Raw genomic sequence first — 18,365 nt, forward strand, 5'->3', positions numbered from 1 at the left:
GCTCCAGCGGACTCAACCTCGACGCCATAACCACCCCAACGACGATCACGAAAGGGTGTTGCAACCACCGGTTGAGCCCGCCCGGCTAACGGAAAGTGTCCAAGATCTGGAGACTCCGGCCGGGTTCCTCGGCCATTTACTTGATGCGTACCAGTTATCGAGGGTCGGCCCGGACTGGGCAGCATCAAGTGATCTTCGCCAGAGGGCAGCGCGGACATCCCGCACATCATGGTGGGGCGATCGAGCGGTCGCGTTGGGTGCGCGGATCTCGTACGCTCCCTTGTGGTCTCCGCCGGTGCGGTGGTGGAGGCGATGGTCGACCAGGGGGAGGGTGCGCGTGAGCGCAGCGCAGATCATCGCGAGGTTGGCGGCGGCGTCGCAGAAGCTCGATGAGGCGAAGGCCAAGACCGCAGCGGCAGCACAGGACGCGGCCGAGGCGCGATCCCTGGTCGCCGGTGCGCTGGAGGGCGTTGCCGCTGGGCCGTTGGTCGGCATGATCGACGCGTACCGTCAGGCTCTGGCGCAGGCGTCCCAGGGTGGCGAACCGGCCAAGCAGCACGTCCAGGAGACGATCGCCAAGGTCCGCGCCCTGGGAAATTGACCGCGGGTGGCGGTAGTACAGCCCACCGACCACCGGCGGTGATCGGGGTGAAGCGCGAGACCGAGAAGAACGCGAGGCTTGGATCCGACCGTTGGCGGTTCAGCGGGTGATGCGGACCTCGCCCTCGAAGCGCGGGTAGTCGCACACGTCCTGGCCGCACAGCTCAAGGCCTCCGGTGGCAAGTGCACGCCCCGGTTGAAGGCGAAGCCGCCGCCTTAGACGTACACCGCGCTGACGTGGATCAATGGATCGTCGAGTCTTCCGGGGACGTCCGTTCGATGATGATGACCGGGATCTCGCGGTCGGTCCCCTTCTGGTAGCGGGCGTACGTCGGGAAGACCTTCGTCATCACCGGCCACAGCCGGGCACGCTCCTCGGTGGACGCCGTTCGCGCGTGGGCGGCGAACCGTTCCGCGCCGACCTGGATCTCGACCCTCGGGTCGGCGCTCAGGTTCAGATACCAGGCCGGGTGCCGGGAGGCACCTCCGTTGGACGCGACCAGCAGGTAGTTGTCGCCGTCGCGCCCGTACATCAGCGCGGTGCGGCGCAGGGCGCCCGACCGGCGTCCGCGCGTGGTGAGCAGCAATGAGGGAATTCCGTGGAAGGTGCCGCCGTCGGCGCCGTCGGTCTCGACGTACCGCCGGACGTGGCTGGCGACCCAGCCGACCGGGCTGTCCTCGATCGTCTCGTGCTGCTCCTGCGCGGTCATCGCTTCGCCTCCTTCATCGGGCCTGCCCCCCCGGGGGGTGAGGGTGGGCCGCGTTGTGATGCCGGTGAGTCATCAAGATGACTCACCGGCATCAGGCTTTCACGGGACCAGGCCTCCCGTCGCGTGGGGCCGAGACCCGACGTGCGGTCAGTCGCGCGAGCGGGGCAGGCAGCACTTCTTGTACTTCGCGCCCGACCCGCACCAGCAGGCGTCGTTGCGGCCGGGCGGCCAGGCCGTCAGGCCCACCTCGTCGAGGCTGTCGGCGTACTCGTCGAGGGCTTCCTCGTCGACGGGCTCCTCGCCGACGAACGCGGCCAGGCCCTCGACGGTGCCGGCGACGACGCCCAGGTCCGCGCCGCCCAGCCCGGCGGCGTCGGCGAGCGCGCGTTCGATCTGGGTGCGGTGCTCGCCCCACGTCTTCGGGTAGCTGTCGACAAGCGCGGGCCAGCGCGTCAGCAACGCGGTGAACTCGGCCTCCGGCCAGTACAGCAGCGTCGCGGGGCCGTCGTCGAGGGCGTCGAGGGCGTGGGTGCTCGCGGCGCGCAGCCGGTCGGCGAGGTTGTCGTACTCGTCGTGGGGGAGGCCCATCTCCTCGCGCAGGGTGTGCCGCCGCTGGGCCAGCCCGTAGATCATGGCCGCGGCCTCGTCCTGCGCGTCCTCGGACTCGTGCTGCTGGGTCCGGGTGCGTTCCAGGATCGTGTCGAGTGCCCCGGTCAGCCATTGCAGCGCCAGGTCGGCGTGGCCGGCCTCGGCCAGCTCGTCGACCAGGTACGTGGCGTTGGGGTTGGTCTCCAGCAGCGGACGCAGCTCGGTCAGCTCGGCCATGCCCTCGTCGGAGCGGCCGAGGCGCAGCAGCAGGCCGCCGCGCACCGCTCGGGCGTACGCGTCCTCGTCGGGCTGTTCGGCGATGGCGCGGGTGGCCAGCGCGAGCGCATCGGCCAGGTCACCTGCCTGATCGAGGATGTCGGCGGCGACGAGCAGCGCGTACCCGATGTCGTCGGGGTCGGCGAGACGTCCCTCGTCGACGGCGCTCACCAGCTCGGCGACCAGCGCCGCCGGGTCCGGGCTCTTGACGCCCAGGGCGCCGATCTCCTCGATGCGGTCGGTGGTCAGCAGTTCGGGCATCGGCTCATCCTGAAAACGACAAAGGGAGCGGCCAGCGTACCCCCGAAGCATGCCGGAGCCCGGGCGGCGAACCGCCCGGGCTCCGACGTGCCAGCGAACCTCAGCGGGTCGCGGGCATGGTGGCGAACTCGCCGGCTAGCTCGGACTCGACGATCGTCGCGGTGGACGGCCGGCGACCGGCCGACGCCCGCCGGGCGGACGGGACGGCCAGGGCCGCGAGCGCGGCGGCCAGGGCGATCGCGGTGAGGACGAGAAACCCCATCGTGAAGCCGGCCTCCCGGGGCAGGCCGCTGGCCTGCGGGTGGGCGGTGATCACGCCGCTGACCACTGCGGCGCCGATCGCGCCGCCGATGGTACGGATGTTGGCGTTCATGCCGGTCGCCACGCCGGTCTGGCTGGCGGGCACGCTGCCGACGATCAGGTTGGCCATCGACGCGAACGCCAGGCCGATGCCGAGACCGACCAGCCCACCGGCGATGGCGACCTCCCAGCGGGTGTCGTGCGCGGCGGCCAGCATCGCGGAGGCGGCCACGTTGAACGCGGCGCCGGTGGCGAGCTGTGCCTTGGCGCTGAACACGGCCTGGAGCCGGCCGGCGACGAGACCGGCGACGAACATCGCGACGAGCATCGGCAACATGAGCAGACCGGCCTGGCTGATGCTGGCGCCGAAGCCGTAGCCGGCGGCGGTCGGGGTCTGCACGAACTGGGGAAGGAACGCGTACACGGAGAACATCGACGCGCCGTAGAGCAGGGCTACCAGGTTGGTGGTCCACACGCCGGGCAGGCGCATCATCCGCATGTCGATCAGCGGGTTGGACGAGCGCACCTCGGCGACGAGCCAGCCGGTCAGCAGCACCACGGCGAGCACCAGCAGGCCGAGCACCCGGGTGGAGGTCCAGCCCCAGGCCGCGCCCTGACTGATCGGCAGCAGCAGCGCGACCAGCCAGCCGGAGAGCAGCACCGTGGCACGCCAGTCGATCCGACCGGGCGTCCGCACCGGCGACTCGGGCACGAACAGGTGCGCGGCGACGGCGGTCAGCCCGACCACGACCATCGGGATCCAGAACAGCCAGCGGTAGTCCAGCGCGGCCACGATCGGGCCGGCGAGCACGACGCCGAGGCCACCGCCAGCGGCGACGATCGCCGAGATGGCGGCGACGGCGCCGCCGACCCGCGCGGCGGGGAACTCGTCGCGGATGATGCCGAACGACAGCGGGAAGACCGCGCCGCCGATGCCCTGCACGACCCGGGCGACGATGAGTACGCCGATGTTCGGCGCGATGGCGGCCACCAGGCAGCCGAGGGCGAGGGCGGCGAGCGAGACGACAAGCATCCGCTCCTTGCCGACCATGTCGCCGACGCGTCCGAGGATCGGCGTGAAGATCGACGCGGAGAGCAGGTAGGCGGTCAGGACCCAGGTCACGGTGTTCTGCGAGGTGTGCAGGTCCTGCTGGATGGTCGGCAGCACCGGGGTGATCAACGACTGGAGCATCGCGAAGAATCCGGCGCCGGCCGCGAGCACGGTGAAGGTGAGCCGACGCGAGCTGCGTCGGGATGTCACTGACACGAGAGAAAACTCCTGATGTGGTACGGAAGGAGGTTTGTCGCCCGTCGTCGGAGGCGGGCAGGTCTGTCGGGTCCGGGCGATCGGGTGGCCAGGCGGATCGGGCGGGTCCCGAGGTAAGCTAACCGGAGGCTGTCCTCCGGCATTTCCGGAGGGGTGCCTCCACTAAGCTAGCGGAGGGGTGCCTCCGGATGCAACCAAGATGAGGTGACGCACGTCATGACCAGCGCGGGGCAGACGCCCAAGGTCTTCGCGCAGCGGCCCAAGCGGGCCGACGCGCGACGCAACTACGACGCCCTGGTCAGCGCGGCGCGCGAGGCGTTCGCCGAGAACGGCGCGGCCGCCTCCCTGGAAGACGTGGCCCGTCGGGCCGGCGTCGGCATCGGCACCCTCTACCGCAACTTCCCGACCCGCCGGCACCTGTTCGAGGCCGTCTACGTCGAGGAGGTCCGTGCGCTGAGCAACTCCGCCGCCGACCTGGCCGAGCTGCCCCCGTGGGACGCCCTGGTCGCGTGGCTGCACCGCTTCGTCGCGTACGTCGCCACGAAGCGGGCGCTCGCCGAGCAGTTGCTGCACGACTCGGAGATCTTCGCCAGTTGCCGGACGGAGATCTACGCCGCCGGCGAGCCGTTGATGCGCCGCGCGCAGGCCGCCGGCGTGGTCCGCGACGACATCGGCTTCGACGACGTGGTGCGCCTGATCAGCGGCCTCACGATGGCCCAGTTCCCCGCACCCGAGCAGCGGGACCGCGTGCTCGGCGTGGCCCTCGACGGGTTGCGCGCGACCGCTCGCTGAGCACCCGTTCAGCACCCGCCGCGCCGTCCGCGTGACCTCGTTCTCGCGCGGATCGTCGCCCGGTGTCAGCCATCCGCGCGTGCACGTGGAACACCGCCGCCGTCGTTGGCCGTCGCTGCGGCGTGGTCGGCGGGTGTCCGGTGTGGAGCGAGAACGAATTGCCGCTTTGTGCCTTCGGTGGGACAACGGGTTACCCGCGCGTAACAAGTGATTGACGTTTCTAAATTGTTGCGGGCATGATCGTCGCACGGTCGACCGGACACCCCCACCCACCTGCCCGCTTCGCCGGGTGCCTCCCCCCGGAGGTGCAGCCATGCTGCTCCGAAAGACCGTCCTCGTCGTGTCCCTGGCCACCGCCGCGTTGCTGGCGTCCGCCGGCACCGCGACCGCCGCCACCCCCGCCGCCCCGGCTGCCACCGTCCCGGCTTCCACCGCCGCCTTCGCCGCCGCTGCCGCGGCCAACCCGGTCATCGTGGTCGGCGGCCTCAGCGGCGTCGCCGTGGCGTACGAGCCCATCGCCGCCCGGCTGCGCGCCGACGGCTACCGCACCTTCATCTACCAGCTGCCCGGGTTGGGCCTCGGTGACATCCCCGCCTCGGCCCGCGCGTTCGCCGGCTTCGTGGAGCAGGTGCGCGCCAGCACCGGCGCGGCGACAGTCGACCTCGTCGCCCACTCCGAGGGCGGCCTGGTCAGCCGTTACTACCTCAAGCGCCTGGGCGGCACCGCCAGCGTCGGCCGGTACGTCAGTCTGGGCACACCCCAGTACGGCACGTACGTCGCCAACATCGTGGCGTTTCTCGGCCTTGGCAGCTGCGCCGGCGTCGTGGCCTGCCAACAGATGACCATCGGTTCGGCGTTTCTCGCCGACCTGAACGCCGGGGACGACACCCCGGGGTCGGTGCGCTACACCACTGTTCGCACACTCCAGGACGAGCTGGTGCGTCCGACCGGCAACGCCGCCGTCAACGACGGGGCGACGAACGTCCTCATCCAGGCGTACTGCCCGCTGCGGGTGGTCGGGCACCTCGGCCTGGTGCTCGACGGGACCGCGTACACCATCGTGCGCGGCGCCCTGGCCGACGGCCCGGTGCGACCCAACTGCCTCGCGGTCTGAACGCCGTGCGGGTGGTCCCGGCCGGGACCACCCGCACGGCCGTGGCTCGCCTTGCTCAGCTCGCCTTGCTCAGCGCCTCGAACTCGTCGTCGGTGAGCCGCACGTCGGCAGCGGCCACGTTCTCCTCCAGGTGCGCCACCGAGGACGTGCCGGGGATCGGCAGCATCACCGGCGAGCGGCGCAGCAGCCAGGCCAGCGCGAGCTGCGCGGGCGACGCGCCGTGCTCGGTGGAGATCGCGTCCAGCGGGCCGCCCGGCCGGGCCAGCTCGCCGGTGGCGATCGGGAACCACGGGATGAACGCGAGGTCGTTGCGCTCGCAGTACTCCAGGACGTCCTCGGCGCTGCGGTTGGCGAGGTTGTAGAGGTTCTGCACCGAGGCGATCGTGGTGATCGCGCGGGCCTGCTCGATCTGCTCGACGCTCACCTCGGACAGCCCGATGTGGCGGATCTTGCCCTCCTGCTGCAACAGGGCCAGCTCACCCAACTGGTCCGCCAGCGGCACCTGCGGGTCGATCCGGTGCAGCTGGTAGAGCGGGATGCTGTCCAGACCCAGGTGCCGCAGGCTCAGCTCACACTGCTGACGCAGGTACTCCGGCCGGCCCACCGGCCGCCAGTCGCCCGGTCCGGAACGGGTCAACCCGGCCTTGGTCGCGATGACCAGGTCGTCGGCGTACGGGTGCAGAGCCTCGCGGATCAGCAGCTCGGACACGAACGGGCCGTACGAGTCGGCGGTGTCGATGAACGTCACGCCCATCTCGACAGCCCGGCGCAGCACCCGCAGCGCCTCGGCCGGGTCCTTCGGATCACCCCACACGCCCGGCCCGGTGATCTGCATCGCCCCGTAACCGAGCCGGTTGACCGTGACGTCGCCCCCGATCCGGTACGTGCCGGACGCCTTCGCGGGCTGCTTGCTGATGTCGGTGGCCATACGCGAATCCCCAATCGTCTTCGTCGCGGCGGGCGAGACAGACAACCCACCACCTCGTGATCATCCCCCCGGAGCCGGCCATCATGCCGCCGCCCGCCCGATTGTGTGCGCCGACACGGCAGCACGCGATCACTGTCGGCCTGCCACTAGCGCCCGTCCTGTCCGGTCTGCTACGCCTGATCCGAGTCGGCGCGGCCGGCCGGGGGAGGCGCGATGTGGCGACGGTTCAGACCCGACCCGGTCGGTCGCCTGCGGGAGCGGCTGGACCGCTTCGACGCCACCCGCGACCATCGCGCGGTCCTCGACTCCGGAGCGATCCGCGACGCCGAGGCCGTCGTCGACCTGGTGACGGCGACGCCGACGGACGGGCCGCTGCCCGAGCGGGTCGCCGAGGGCGTGTTCCTCCTGGCCCGCCTGCACTGGTACCGGTACCAACTGCTGCCCCCGGGCGAGGACGCCGACGACCTCGCTCAGGCCGTCGGGCTCACCCGGTTCCTGCTGCGCTTCGCCCCGCAGCGGGTGTCGCCGGCGATGCTGGCGCTGCTGCACGCACATCGACCGCCCGATGACGACGCCCCACCCGCCGACACGCCGCCGGCCCGGTCCGGCCCGCGGTCCGCCGGGCCGGGTTCCGACGCCGCCGGCGCCCGCTACGTCGAGGCCGTCATGCTGATGGCCGCCGCCGAGACCAGCCGCGACTACCGGGCGGCCGACCAGGCCGAATCGCTGCTGCGCCAGGCCCTCGACGGTACGCCGGTCGGTGCGCCGGAGCGGCTGCACTACCTGTCCGCCCTCGGCAAGGTCCACCGTGACCAGTTCCAGCACCTCGGCCGACGGCCGGCGCTCCCGGCAGCCGTGACGGCGCACCGGGAGAGCCTGGAGGCCACCGGCCTCGGCGACCCGCAACGCCCCGTGCGGCTGTTCAACCTCGGCAACGTCCTGGGCGACACGTACGAGGTCGAGCGCGACCCGGCGGCGCTGGACGAGTCGATCACCGTGCTGCGCGACGCGGCCCGGGCCGCCGCCACGGGCACACCGGTGCGCACGATGGCGCGGATGAACCTCGGCCAGCGGCTGCGCGACAGGTGGCGTCTGCACCGGCGCCCGGGTGACCTCGACGAGGCGGTCGACGCCTTCGCCGCAGCGCGGGGCAGTGCCGATCCCCGGGTCGCCGCGCTGCACGGCGCGGCGCTCGCCGAGCGGTTCCTGCGCGACCGGACGCCCGCCGACCGGGACTCCGCAATCGAGGCGTACCGGTCGGCGCTGACCGGGTTCGGTGGGCTCGACCCGGAGCTGGCCGGCACCGCCCAGGTGGGGTTCGCCACCCTGCTCGCGGACCGGCACCAGGTGACCGCCGATCCGGTCGACCTCGACGCGGCGATCGACGCGTACCGGGCCGCCGCCGGTTCCGGTGCGACACCCGGCGGGACGGATCGCGAGGAGCTGCGCCACGCCCTGGCCGGTCTCCTGGTGAAACGGTACGAGGTGCGCCAGCGGGCCGACGACGTCACCGAGGCGGTACGGGTGCTGCGCGCCGGCGTGGCCGCCGCCCAGGACTCCGGCCAACGGGCGCGTCGGCTCGCCGACCTCGGCTACGCGCTCGCGCTCGGCCACGCCGACCTCGGTGGGGTGAGCGCGCTGCGCGCCGCACGGGACGCGCTGACCGAGGCCGAACGCCTGCTTCCCCGTACCGACCCGCTGCGTCACCACGTGCTCAACAACCTCGGCAACACCCTGCGCGAACTCTCCGACCTGGCCGGCGAGCCGGCGCTGCTGGAGCCGGCAGTGGTCGCGCTGCGCTCGGCAGTGGCCGCCGCCGGACCGGACGCCGCGTCCCTGCCCCGGTACCGCTCGAACCTGGGCCTGGTGCTGCAGGCGCTGTTCGCCTCGACCCAGGACCTGGCGACCCTGACCGAGGCGATCCAGGTGCTGGCGCAGGTGATCGACACGACGCCACCCGGGCACCCGGACCGGTTGCCGGCGCTGACCAACTACGGGGCCGCGCTGAACCGCCGGGTCGAACTCTTCCTCGACGGCGCGCTGCCCGCCGGCGGCGGGCCCGCCGACCAGGTCGCGGCCGGCGTCGCCCGGGACTCCGACGCCGCGGTGGTCGCCCTGCGCGAGGCCGCCGAGCTGGCCGAACGGGAGGCCGCCCCCACCGAGTACGTCCAGACGCTCGGCACCCACGCGCTGGCCCACCTGCTGCGGCATCGGCTGCACGACGACCTGCCGGCGCTCGACGAGGCGATTCGACTGCTGCGGCGACTGAGCGAGCGGCAGTCGCTCGGCGCGGACCGCTACCGGATCCTCACCAACCTCGCCAACGCTTTGCTGCTGCGCTTCCGTGCCGCTCACGCCGACGACGACGCCACCGCGATGCTGGCCGCGTACCGGGCAGCGGTCGACGAACTGGCCGCCGAGCATCCGGCCCGCACGATGTGTCTGAGCAATCTCGCCACCGCGCTGGAGGCGGTCACCGAGGCCGCCCCCTCCGCTCCCGGCATCGCCGCCGCCACGGCTGCCGCCGGAGTGGGCGGGTCCGACCCGCTCGCCGAGTCGGCGGTCGCGCTGCGCGCCGCCGCCGACGTCGAGTCCGCCCCGTCGCTGCTGCGGGCGGTGGCCGCCAGCAGGTACGCGGCCCACGTCGCCCGGGCCGGCGACCTTGCGGCCGCGCTCGACGGGTACGCCACCGCGATCGAGCTGATCGACCTGGTGGCCTGGCACGGCATGGACCCCGACGACCAGACTCGCCTGCTCGGGCGTTTCCCCGGGCTGGCCAGCGACGCCGCCGCGGTAGCCATCGCCCTCGACAACCCGCGGCGCGCGGTCGAGCTGCTGGAGTACGGCCGTGGGGTCCTGCTGACCCGCGCCCACGACGCGGGCGCCGACCTGGCCGCGCTGCGCGCGCAGGCCCCCCGGCTGGCCGCCCGACTCGCCGAACTCCAGGAAGCCCTCGACGACTTCCCCACGCTGACGGGGGCAGCATCGGCGGCGGGGCTGACAGCGACCGCCGGACCGAGCCCCGAGCAGCGGTACGACCTCGCCACCCGCCGTCGTCAGCTGCTGACCGAGATCCGCGACCGGCCCGGCTTCGCCGACTTCCTCCGCCCACCGCCCTTCGACGAGCTGGCCCGGGCCGCCGCCGACGGCCCGGTGGTGCTGGTCAACGTGGCAGCCCGGCGTTGCGACGCGCTGGTCGTCGCCGAGGGCCGGGTCAACGTGGTGCCGCTGGAGGAGCTGACCCTGGACGAGCTGGTCGTCCGGACGGCGACCTTCCTGACGGCGATCGCGGTGCTCACCGAGCCGGCGCCGTCGGACGTCCCGCAGCCGCAGGTACAGCGTCGTCGCTCGGCGGCCCGCGTCGAGGTCGCCCAGACACTGGACTGGCTGTGGCGGGTCGTCGCCCGACCCGTCCTCGACAGGCCTCCACCCACCCCGCGGTCGTCGGACGCCGAACCGGCCCCCGTGCCGCCGCCGCCGGACGCCGACGCGGCCCCCGTGCCGCCGTCCGGCGGCGGGGCGGTGGGGCAGTGGCCTCGGTTGTGGTGGTGTCCCACCGGGGTGCTCGCCCTGCTGCCGCTGCACGCGGCCGGCCCGATCGAGGGCGGCGACGGGGTGCTGGACCGGGTGGTCCCGTCGTACACGGCGTCGCTGCGGGCGCTGGCACACGCGCGCCGGGGCGTCCCGGCCCGACCCGAACCTGTCGATTCGGCGGTGTTCGTCGGCATGCCCCGGACGCCCGGCCTCGCCGACCTGCCCGGCGTCGCGCGGGAGGAGGAGATCGTGCGTCAGCACGTGCCTCGGGTCCGCTCGCTGCTCGGCCCGGTGGCCACCCCGGCGACAGTGCTCGCCGCCCTGCCCGACCAGCCGGTCGCCCACCTGTGCTGTCACGGCACGCAGGACCTGCGCGCCCCGGCCTGGGGTCGGCTGGAGCTGGCCGGCGGCGCGCTGCACGTCCGGGACCTGTGGCGGCCCGCCGGCAACCCGGCGGCACTGGCGGTGCTCTCGGCCTGCGAGACGGTACGCGGTGGGGCGGCCCTGCCCGACGAGGCGCTCACGCTCGGCACGGCCTTCCAACTGGTCGGCTTCCGGCAGGTCATCGGCGCGCTGTGGTCCATCTCGGACACGCTGACCGTGCGCCTCTGCAAGGACCTGTACGACGGGTTGTCCGTGCCCGGAGGGATCGCGCCGGACCGCGCGGCCGTGGCCCTGCACGCGGCGGTCCGCCACCTACGCGAGGCCCTGCCGGATCGCCCCGACACCTGGGCCGGCTACGCCCACCTCGGCCCCTGACGGTCGCCCGACGGCTGGGGAGCTGACGGCGGGGGAGGACTGGCGGGCGGGGGCGTACCAGGTCACGCCGACGGCCGCGACCAGCAGCGCGGTGCAGAGCAGCACCAGCCCCACCCCGGTGCGCAGGGACCGGACCGCCGCCAGGGCCTCCAGGTGGTCGCCGAGCGGGGCCGGCGGCAGAGCCGCCACCGGGGTCACCCGCAACCGGCCGTGCGCCGCGCGGAGCAGCGCGAGCGCTCCGGCAACGCCCGCGGCCAGCGCGGCGAGCAGCAGGACCCCGACCAGCGCGCCCCAGCCCGCCGCGAGCGTGGTCACGTCGGTGCGGCCCCGGATCAGGCTGAACCCGACCAGCGCCACCAGCAGGCCGCCCAGCCCGTTGCGCCAGGCCACCGCCGCCGCACGGACGCGCTCCAGCTCGCCGCGCAGCAGGCCGGCCAGCTGCTGGGCCCGGTGCAGGTCGGCGACGGTCGCGGGCGGCCCCGGACGAAGCCGGATCACGCCTCGACCTCCAGCCACAGCGTCCAGTACGCCCCACAGCCACGCAGCCCGGCGGGACGCCCCGGGTGCTCGGCCTCGCACTCGCACAGCAGCGTCCGGTAACCGGGATCGGAGGCGGCGGCGTCCTTGCGGTACACCTCGTCGACGAGCGTCGTGGTGCTCGGGTGGCCGCACCGGGGGCACCGCCCACTGAGCACCACCGCGAACTCGAATTCCTGCGTCCGGAAGCCCGCCGCGGCCTGCGCGGCGTACGCCTCGTCGGTCACCTCGGCGTACGGCAGCGGGCTCGACACCGGCTCGTCGTCGCGCATCCCGACCTCCCACCACCGACACCCGGACCGTCCACCGTAGTCGGTGCCGGCACCCGGGCCGACCGACCTCGCCGGGGCGCCGCCGCGCCGGGATCCCGGCCCGGCGAGGCGGCGGAATGCCTGCCGTTCCCACCCCCACCGACCGTGGCCGTGCCGCCGTCGAGGCGTGGACTGACCGGGGGCAGTTGCGCGGAGCGACAGGTACCGCAGTCGTCGGCGTGCGACGCTGGGCGCGTGCCGGTGACGCCGGCTCGGGCGGCCGGCCCGGTGCGTGCCGGCGCGACGGCGGAGGGAGCACCATGGCGGGAGTGCCGCAGGTCGACTTCGCGCTCGACACGTACGAGTGCATCGTGATCTATCCCGGCGCGGCCGGACGGGCCCTGCCCCCGGAGACCGTGCAGCGGTTGCAGGCCGAGCACACCGAGCACATGCAGGCGTTGCAGCGCAGCGGGATCATCCTCGTCGCCGGCTCGGTGGACGGGCCGGCCCGTACGCCGGAGCCGCCGATCGGCTTCGGGCTGGCCCGCACGGGCAGCGTCGACGACGTACGCAGCGTGCTGGAGGCCGACCCGGCGGTCCAGGCAGGCCTCTACCGGGTGGATGTGCTGACCTTCCTCTGCCCGGCCGGCTCGTTGGAGTTTCCGCTGGTCAAGGCCGAGAGCTGACGGTCGGTCCAGCGACGGGTGTCGTGATGGTGACGGCGGTGTGGCCTGCGCCGGTGCTACGGTCGCGCGCACCGAGGCCCGCGGTCGCGGCGCACCCGGCGTCATCGGCCGGGCCCGGTCGAGGAGACGCCATGAGCTCCGCCGCCACCGCCGATGTCGCATCCGCCGCCGCGCGGCTGCGTGCCCTGCTCGGTGACCGCCTCCACGAGCCGGGCGAACCCGGGTTCGACACCGCCACCCGCCTGTGGAACGCCGCCGTCGACAGTCAGCCCGCCCTGGTCGCCCACTGCCTGGACGCCGACGAGGTGGCCGCGGCGGTCCGCGTCGCCGCCCGGTGCCACCTGCCGGTGTCGGTCCGCTCCGGTGGGCACGACTGGGCGGGCCGGGCACTGCGCGACGGGGGCCTGGTGCTCGACCTGACCGGCCTGCGGGCCGTCCGGGTCGATCCGGACCGGTGCACGGTGACGGTGGCCGGCGGTGCCAGCGCCGCCGACCTGCTCGCCGCCGCCGCCCCGTACGACCTGGTGGTGCCCACGGGTGTGGTCCGCGACGTGGGCATGGCCGGGCTGACCCTGGCCGGCGGTTACGGCCCGCTCGGCGGGCGGTTCGGCCTGGCCCTGGACAACCTGCTCGGCGCGGAGGTCGTCCTCGCCGACGGTCGTCGGGTCACCGCCGACCCGCGCCACGACGCGGAGCTGTACTGGGCGCTGCGCGGCGGCGGTGGCAACGTCGGCGTGGTCACCGAGCTGCGGTACCGGGCGCACCGGCTGCCGGCCGTGCTCGCTGGCATGATCATGTTCGCACTGGCCGAGGCGCCGGCCGTGCTGCGCGGCTACGCGACGCTGCTCGCCGACGCCCCGGACGAGTTGACAGTCATGGCCGGCTTCCTGCCCGGCCCGGCCGGCGAACCGGTGGTCTTCGTGTGCCCCTTCTACAGCGGTCCGGACCTGGACGCCGGCCGCCCGTGGCTGGACCGGCTGCGGGCGCTGGGCACCCCGCTGGTCGACCAGGTCGACCCGCTGCCGTACGCGGACGCGTTGCGGATGTTCGACGGCGGAATGGTCGACGGTAACCACTACCTGCTGCGTACCCGCTGGCTGCCAACGCTCGCCGACGGCGCGGTGGACGCGCTGGTCGACGCCGCCCGGCAGGTCACCTCGCCGTTCTCCGCGCTGGCCCTGCACCACTTCCACGGCGCGGCCACCCGGGTCCGGCTCGGCGACACGGCGTTCGGCCTGCGCGCCGAGCACCTGCTGACCGAGATCATCGCGGCGTGGGCGCCCGGCGGGGAGGTCGCACCGCACCTCGCGTGGGCCGAGCGGACGTCGGAGGCGCTCGCCCCGCTCGCCCTGCCCGGGGGCTACCCGAACCTGCTCGCCCCGACCGAGACCGAGCGGGTCCGGCTCGCGTACGGCGCGAACTGGGCACGTCTGCGCCGGGCCAAGCGGCACTACGACCCTCGTGACCTGCTCACCGCCGTGCCCACGCTGCCCCCGTCGGAGCACCCGGAGTGAGCGCGCGCCGGGAGCGCCCCGACACCGCCCGCCACGACAGGCGTACGATTCCCGGCGCGCGGTCGCCGTTGCCCGTCGCCACAACGTTCCCGGTGCGGTTCCGCCCGCCGGTCCGACGCGCACCGCGCGTTGTTGGACACATGTTCCGCTGCCTGCAAGGGGTCGGCCCCGAGTCCGACCTGAAGGAGAGACTAGCCTGATGGGCGTGACACGCCGCGCGAAGATCGTCTGCACTCTTGGTCCCGCCACCTCGTCCCCGGAGCGCATCCGGGGCCTCGTCGAGGCCGGTATGAACGTGGCGAGGCTCAACTTCAGCCACGGCAGCCACGCCGACCACGAGGCGGTCTACCGACTGGTCCGGGAGGCGTCCGAGGCGTCCGGCAAGCCGGTTGCCGTCCTCGCCGACCTGCAGGGGCCCAAGATCCGGCTCGGCCGGTTCGCCGACGGCCCGCACGAGTGGCGCACCGGCGACTCCGTCGTGATCACCGGTGACGACATCCTCGGCACCAAGGAGCGGGTCTCCTGCACCTACCGCAAGCTGCCGCAGGAGGTGAAGCCCGGTGACCGCCTGCTGATCGACGACGGTCGGGTCGCCGTGGAGGTCACCGACGTCACCGGCAACGACATCCGCTGCCTGGTCACCGAGGGCGGCCCCGTCTCCAACAACAAGGGCGTGTCGCTGCCCAACGTGGCGGTCAGCGTGCCCGCCATGTCGGACAAGGACGCCGAGGACCTGCGTTTCTCCCTGGGGCTCGGCGTCGACCTGGTCGCGCTGTCCTTCGTGCGCTCGGCCGAGGACATCAAGCTCGTCCACAACATCATGGCCGAAGAGGGCGTGTTCCGGCCGGTGCTGGCCAAGGTCGAGAAGCCGGAGGCCGTGGACCACCTGGAGGCCATCGTGCTGGCCTTCGACGGTGTCATGGTCGCCCGGGGCGACCTCGGCGTGGAGATGCCGCTGGACGAGGTCCCGCTGGTGCAGAAGCGGGCCGTGCAGCTGTGCCGGGAGAACGCCAAGCCGGTCATCGTGGCCACCCAGATGCTCGACTCCATGATCGAGAATTCCCGCCCCACCCGGGCGGAGGCCTCCGACGTGGCCAACGCGGTGCTCGACGGCGCGGACGCGGTGATGCTCTCCGGCGAGACCAGCGTCGGCAAGTACCCGGTGCTGACCGTCAGCACCATGGCCAAGATCGTGACGACCACCGAGGCCGGTTCGATCGGCGTGCCGCGCCTGCAGCACGACCCGCGTACCCACGGCGGCGCGCTCACCGTGGCCGCCTCGTCGATCGCCCGGGCCATCAACGCCAAGGCGCTCGTCGCCTTCTCGCAGACCGGCGACACCGTCCGCCGGCTCTCCCGCCTGCACTGCGACCTGCCGCTGCTGGCGTTCACCCCGGTTCCCGAGGTGCGTGACCAGCTCGCCCTGACCTGGGGCGTGGAGACCTTCCTCATGCCGTTCGTGCAGCACACCGACGACATGTTCCGCCAGGTCGACCAGGCGCTGCTCGGCCTCGACCGGGCCAACCCCGGTGACTACGTGGTGATCGTGGCGGGCAGCCCGCCCGGCACCCCCGGCTCGACCAACACGCTGCGCGTCCACCAGCTCGGCTCGCTGGTCGACGCCGCGTCGGCGCGGGCGCTGCAGTGAGCGACGGTCGGGTCGCGGTCGGCCAGGCAGCGGTCGACCAGCTGCTGGAAGTGCTGGACCTCGACTCGACCGGGGAGATGACCTTCCGGGGGATGAGCCCCCCGGTCGGTCCGCAACGGGTGTACGGCGGCCAGGTCGCCGGTCAGGCACTGGTCGCCGCCGGCCGCACGGTGGACCCGGAGCGGTTCGTGCACTCGCTGCACGGCTACTTCGTCCGCCCCGGCGACCCGGTCGAGCCGATCGAGTACCAGGTGGAGAACATCCGCGACGGCAGGTCCTTCTCGGTGCGCCGGGCGGTCGCCCTCCAGCACGACAAGCCGATCTTCTTCATGTCGGCGTCGTTCCAGCGGACCGAGGAGGGGCTGGACCACCAGGCTCCCGCGCCGCTGGACGTGCCCGCCCCGCAGGACGTGCCGACGATGTCCGACCGGCTCTCCCGCTATCCCGAGCGTCTGGGCATCTGGGGGCAGATCCCCCGCCCGATCGACGTGCGTTACGTGGGGGAGCCCGGCTGGGTCCGCCCCGGCGACCGGCCCGCCGACCCGCACCAGCGGGTCTGGATGCGCATCGACGGCAAGCTGCCCGACGACCCGCTGCTGCACGCGTGCGCGCTCACGTACGCCTCGGACCTCACCCTGCTCGACTCGGTGCTCTCCGTGCACGGTGAGGTGTGGGGGCCGGGCGGTGTGGTCGGCGCGAGCCTGGACCACGCGCTGTGGTTCCACCGGCCGTTCCGCGCCGACGAGTGGTTCCTCTACGACTGCTGGAGCCCGTCGGCGTCCGGCGCGCGAGGGCTGGCCACCGGCCGGATGTTCACCACCGACGGCCGGCAGATCGCCAGCGCCGTGCAGGAGGGTCTGCTGCGCCGCGTCGGAGCCTGATCCGCCGTCGCTGTCCCGAGTGATCCGCCGTTGCTGTCCCGCCTGATCCGCCGTTGCTGGCCCGCGTGATCCGGCGTTGCTGTCACGCCTCCAGGATGGCCTCGCCGGCGATTTCGATCTGCACGGTCTTGCCGACCAGAACGCCGCCGCTCTCCAGCGCGACATTCCAGAGCAGGCCGTAGTCCTCCCGGTTGATCTCGGCGGTCGCGCTGAATCCGAAGATGTTCTGTCCGTACGGATCACGCCGGGCACCGCCGAAATTAACCTGAAGGTCCACCGCGCGGGTGATCCCCTTTACCGTCAACTCGCCGGTGAGCACGAATCGATTGGCCTCGGACTGCGGCGGGGGATTGTGACTTCTGCCTCGTCCGCCGAGTCGGTGGTTTCGCAGACGGGCCCAGTAGAAAATCGGGTCCTCGTTGCTCTGCCAGTTAATGCCCGTGCTTCGATATTCGAGCGTGGGATAACTCTCCACATCGAGGAAGTCGGCGCTTTTGAGATGCGTGTCCCGGTCGACGCTCCCGGTGGAGATGCTGGCCGCCGCGATGGTGGCGGTCACCCCGGAGCGCAGCGGATCCTCCGCCACGAAGATCTCCGCACTCGCCTCGGCGAACTCGCCCCGCACCGGGCTCACCATCATGTGGCGGGACAGGAAACCGATCCGCTTGTGCGCCTGATCGAGGCGATAGGTGCCGGCGATCGGGATGGTCATGCCATCCCAGGTGCGTGTGGCGACATCGGTCATCGTGTTGCCTTCCCCCCGGGTGGATCCGGGTGTTTATCAATGTCCTGCCCGAGCCGGGGTAACCGGTCCCGCAGTCATACCGCCCGCCCAGCATAAGGACGCTCCGAATCGGCATTCCGGGCCCCACCGGGTGATGGATCACGGCGTACGACGTTATTGGCTATTCGTCGATGCGTGATCGATCGGCCGAGGGTCGCCGAACCGGCAGGATGACCTGCGGGCTAACCTTGCCGGCATGCGTCTCTCCGCTCGGGTCGACTACGCCCTCCGCGCGGCCGCCGAGCTCGCCGCGACGGCCAGTGGCCCCGGGCGGGGGCGGCCGGTCACCGCCGACCAGATCGCGCGTGCGCAGGAGATCCCGCCGAAGTTCCTGGAGAGCATCCTGCTGCAACTGCGTCGGGGTGGCATCGTGCACGCCCAGCGCGGCCCGGAGGGCGGCTACTGGTTGGCCCGCCCGGCCGAGGAGATCTCCCTCGCGGAGGTGATCCGGGTGATCGACGGGCCGCTCGCGCACGTCCGGGGGCAGCGCCCCGAACAGCTCGGCTACCACGGTCCGGCCCGTGCCCTGCAGGAGGTCTGGATCGCGCTGCGCGCCAGTGAGCGGGAGATCCTCGAACTGGTAAGCGTCGCCGACGTGGCCGCCGGCACGTTGCCGCCGCGGGTCACCGAGCTGGTCGCCGACCCCCGCGCCTGGATCTGAGCCTGCGCCCGGTCTGAGCGCGCGTTTGGTCTGAGCCTGCCTCCGGTCTGAGCCTGCGCCCGGTCTGCGCCTGCGCGGGTTTGTGCCCGCGTCCGGTCTGAGCCCGCGTCCGGTCTGAGCCTGCGCGGGTCTGAGCCCGCGCCCGGTCTGAGCGCGCGTCCGGTCTGAGCCCGCGTCCGGTCTGAGCCTGCGCGGGTCTGAGCCCGCGCCCGGTCTGAGTCCGCGGGGGTTTGTGCCCGCGCGGTTCTGAGCCCGCGCTTCACGCTCTATGGGG

Annotated in this window: 16 protein-coding genes; 9 read left to right on the forward strand and 7 right to left on the reverse strand. The window is 73.0% G+C overall.

Annotation, left to right across the window (positions count from 1 at the left end; genetic code table 11):
• Window positions 1-337 precede the first annotated feature (337 nt).
• Window positions 338-601 (forward strand): DUF6244 family protein, encoded by a 264-nt coding sequence (locus AB0B39_RS31935; RefSeq protein ID WP_007462863.1) that lies wholly within the window; start codon window positions 338-340, stop codon window positions 599-601.
• Between the two features lie 241 nt (window positions 602-842).
• Here AB0B39_RS31935 and AB0B39_RS31940 read toward each other — a convergent pair whose 3' ends face one another.
• The 3 genes from AB0B39_RS31940 to AB0B39_RS31950 form a co-directional block, all read right to left on the reverse strand.
• Complete coding sequence (locus AB0B39_RS31940; RefSeq protein ID WP_357576142.1) at window positions 843-1,310, reverse strand: nitroreductase family deazaflavin-dependent oxidoreductase; 468 nt, start codon at window positions 1,308-1,310, stop codon at window positions 843-845.
• A gap of 147 nt (window positions 1,311-1,457) precedes the next feature.
• Window positions 1,458-2,435: an SEC-C domain-containing protein gene (locus tag AB0B39_RS31945; protein WP_357576143.1), complete on the reverse strand. Its 978-nt coding sequence runs from the start codon at window positions 2,433-2,435 to the stop codon at window positions 1,458-1,460.
• Window positions 2,436-2,535: 100 nt separating this feature from the next.
• Entirely contained in the window at window positions 2,536-4,002 is a 1,467-nt protein-coding gene (locus AB0B39_RS31950) for an MFS transporter (RefSeq protein ID WP_357576144.1), read from the reverse strand.
• A 216-nt stretch (window positions 4,003-4,218) separates the two neighbouring features.
• On the opposite strand from AB0B39_RS31950, the gene AB0B39_RS31955 reads away from it, so the two are divergent.
• Both AB0B39_RS31955 and AB0B39_RS31960 read left to right on the forward strand, forming a co-directional pair.
• A complete protein-coding gene (locus AB0B39_RS31955; protein WP_357576145.1) occupies window positions 4,219-4,794 on the forward strand; it encodes a helix-turn-helix domain-containing protein in 576 nt (191 codons plus the stop codon).
• A gap of 313 nt (window positions 4,795-5,107) precedes the next feature.
• A complete protein-coding gene (locus AB0B39_RS31960) occupies window positions 5,108-5,908 on the forward strand; it encodes an alpha/beta fold hydrolase (RefSeq protein ID WP_357576146.1) in 801 nt (266 codons plus the stop codon).
• Between the two features lie 55 nt (window positions 5,909-5,963).
• On the opposite strand, the gene AB0B39_RS31965 is transcribed toward AB0B39_RS31960, so the two are convergent.
• Window positions 5,964-6,836, reverse strand: a complete 873-nt coding sequence (locus AB0B39_RS31965) for an aldo/keto reductase (RefSeq protein WP_234589397.1) — start codon at window positions 6,834-6,836, stop codon at window positions 5,964-5,966.
• A 213-nt stretch (window positions 6,837-7,049) separates the two neighbouring features.
• Between AB0B39_RS31965 and AB0B39_RS31970 the strand changes: the two genes are divergently transcribed.
• Complete coding sequence (locus AB0B39_RS31970; RefSeq protein ID WP_357576147.1) at window positions 7,050-11,129, forward strand: CHAT domain-containing protein; 4,080 nt, start codon at window positions 7,050-7,052, stop codon at window positions 11,127-11,129.
• Here the strand turns inward: AB0B39_RS31970 and AB0B39_RS31975 are convergent.
• Both AB0B39_RS31975 and AB0B39_RS31980 read right to left on the reverse strand, forming a co-directional pair.
• Window positions 11,067-11,627 carry a hypothetical protein gene (locus AB0B39_RS31975; RefSeq protein ID WP_357576148.1) on the reverse strand — a complete coding sequence of 187 codons (561 nt, stop codon included), beginning with the start codon at window positions 11,625-11,627 and terminating at the stop codon, window positions 11,067-11,069. The two genes, AB0B39_RS31970 and AB0B39_RS31975, sit on opposite strands and share 63 nt — an antisense overlap.
• Window positions 11,624-11,938 carry a hypothetical protein gene (locus AB0B39_RS31980; RefSeq protein WP_357576149.1) on the reverse strand — a complete coding sequence of 105 codons (315 nt, stop codon included), beginning with the start codon at window positions 11,936-11,938 and terminating at the stop codon, window positions 11,624-11,626. Before AB0B39_RS31980 ends, AB0B39_RS31975 begins: the two co-directional genes overlap by 4 nt.
• A gap of 299 nt (window positions 11,939-12,237) precedes the next feature.
• Here AB0B39_RS31980 and AB0B39_RS31985 point away from each other — a divergent pair, with 299 nt between their 5' ends.
• The 4 genes from AB0B39_RS31985 (at window position 12,238) to AB0B39_RS32000 (ending at window position 16,646) form a co-directional block, all read left to right on the forward strand.
• Window positions 12,238-12,603, forward strand: a complete 366-nt coding sequence (locus AB0B39_RS31985) for a YciI family protein (RefSeq protein ID WP_357576150.1) — start codon at window positions 12,238-12,240, stop codon at window positions 12,601-12,603.
• 131 nt (window positions 12,604-12,734) lie between these two features.
• Window positions 12,735-14,117: an FAD-binding protein gene (locus tag AB0B39_RS31990; RefSeq protein ID WP_357576151.1), complete on the forward strand. Its 1,383-nt coding sequence runs from the start codon at window positions 12,735-12,737 to the stop codon at window positions 14,115-14,117.
• 199 nt (window positions 14,118-14,316) lie between these two features.
• Window positions 14,317-15,765: a pyruvate kinase gene (gene pyk, locus AB0B39_RS31995; protein ID WP_234584552.1), complete on the forward strand. Its 1,449-nt coding sequence runs from the start codon at window positions 14,317-14,319 to the stop codon at window positions 15,763-15,765.
• Window positions 15,762-16,646: an acyl-CoA thioesterase II gene (locus AB0B39_RS32000; RefSeq protein WP_357499019.1), complete on the forward strand. Its 885-nt coding sequence runs from the start codon at window positions 15,762-15,764 to the stop codon at window positions 16,644-16,646. Before pyk ends, AB0B39_RS32000 begins: the two co-directional genes overlap by 4 nt.
• Window positions 16,647-16,728: 82 nt before the next feature.
• On the opposite strand, the gene AB0B39_RS32005 is transcribed toward AB0B39_RS32000, so the two are convergent.
• Window positions 16,729-17,391: a YceI family protein gene (locus tag AB0B39_RS32005; protein WP_234584550.1), complete on the reverse strand. Its 663-nt coding sequence runs from the start codon at window positions 17,389-17,391 to the stop codon at window positions 16,729-16,731.
• 235 nt (window positions 17,392-17,626) lie between these two features.
• On the opposite strand from AB0B39_RS32005, the gene AB0B39_RS32010 reads away from it, so the two are divergent.
• Window positions 17,627-18,091, forward strand: coding sequence for an Rrf2 family transcriptional regulator (locus AB0B39_RS32010; RefSeq protein ID WP_053658213.1), 465 nt, complete (start codon window positions 17,627-17,629; stop codon window positions 18,089-18,091).
• Window positions 18,092-18,365: the final 274 nt, after the last annotated feature.

It is taken from the genome of Micromonospora sp. NPDC049114, assembly GCF_040648635.1.
Lineage (GTDB): Bacteria > Actinomycetota > Actinomycetes > Mycobacteriales > Micromonosporaceae > Micromonospora.

Excerpts from the sequence above, each read along its gene's own strand:
- AB0B39_RS31940 (WP_357576142.1), bottom strand. The coding sequence starts at position 1,310 with ATGACCGCGCAGGAGCAGCACGAGACGATCGAGGACAGCCCGGTCGGC.
- AB0B39_RS31945 (WP_357576143.1), bottom strand. The coding sequence starts at position 2,435 with ATGCCCGAACTGCTGACCACCGACCGCATCGAGGAGATCGGCGCCCTG.
- AB0B39_RS31955 (WP_357576145.1), top strand. The coding sequence starts at position 4,219 with ATGACCAGCGCGGGGCAGACGCCCAAGGTCTTCGCGCAGCGGCCCAAG.
- AB0B39_RS31960 (WP_357576146.1), top strand. The coding sequence starts at position 5,108 with ATGCTGCTCCGAAAGACCGTCCTCGTCGTGTCCCTGGCCACCGCCGCG.
- AB0B39_RS31965 (WP_234589397.1), bottom strand. The coding sequence starts at position 6,836 with ATGGCCACCGACATCAGCAAGCAGCCCGCGAAGGCGTCCGGCACGTAC.
- AB0B39_RS31970 (WP_357576147.1), top strand. The coding sequence starts at position 7,050 with ATGTGGCGACGGTTCAGACCCGACCCGGTCGGTCGCCTGCGGGAGCGG.
- AB0B39_RS31980 (WP_357576149.1), bottom strand. The coding sequence starts at position 11,938 with ATGCGCGACGACGAGCCGGTGTCGAGCCCGCTGCCGTACGCCGAGGTG.
- AB0B39_RS31985 (WP_357576150.1), top strand. The coding sequence starts at position 12,238 with ATGGCGGGAGTGCCGCAGGTCGACTTCGCGCTCGACACGTACGAGTGC.
- AB0B39_RS31990 (WP_357576151.1), top strand. The coding sequence starts at position 12,735 with ATGAGCTCCGCCGCCACCGCCGATGTCGCATCCGCCGCCGCGCGGCTG.
- pyk (WP_234584552.1), top strand. The coding sequence starts at position 14,317 with ATGGGCGTGACACGCCGCGCGAAGATCGTCTGCACTCTTGGTCCCGCC.
- AB0B39_RS32005 (WP_234584550.1), bottom strand. The coding sequence starts at position 17,391 with ATGACCGATGTCGCCACACGCACCTGGGATGGCATGACCATCCCGATC.
- AB0B39_RS32010 (WP_053658213.1), top strand. The coding sequence starts at position 17,627 with ATGCGTCTCTCCGCTCGGGTCGACTACGCCCTCCGCGCGGCCGCCGAG.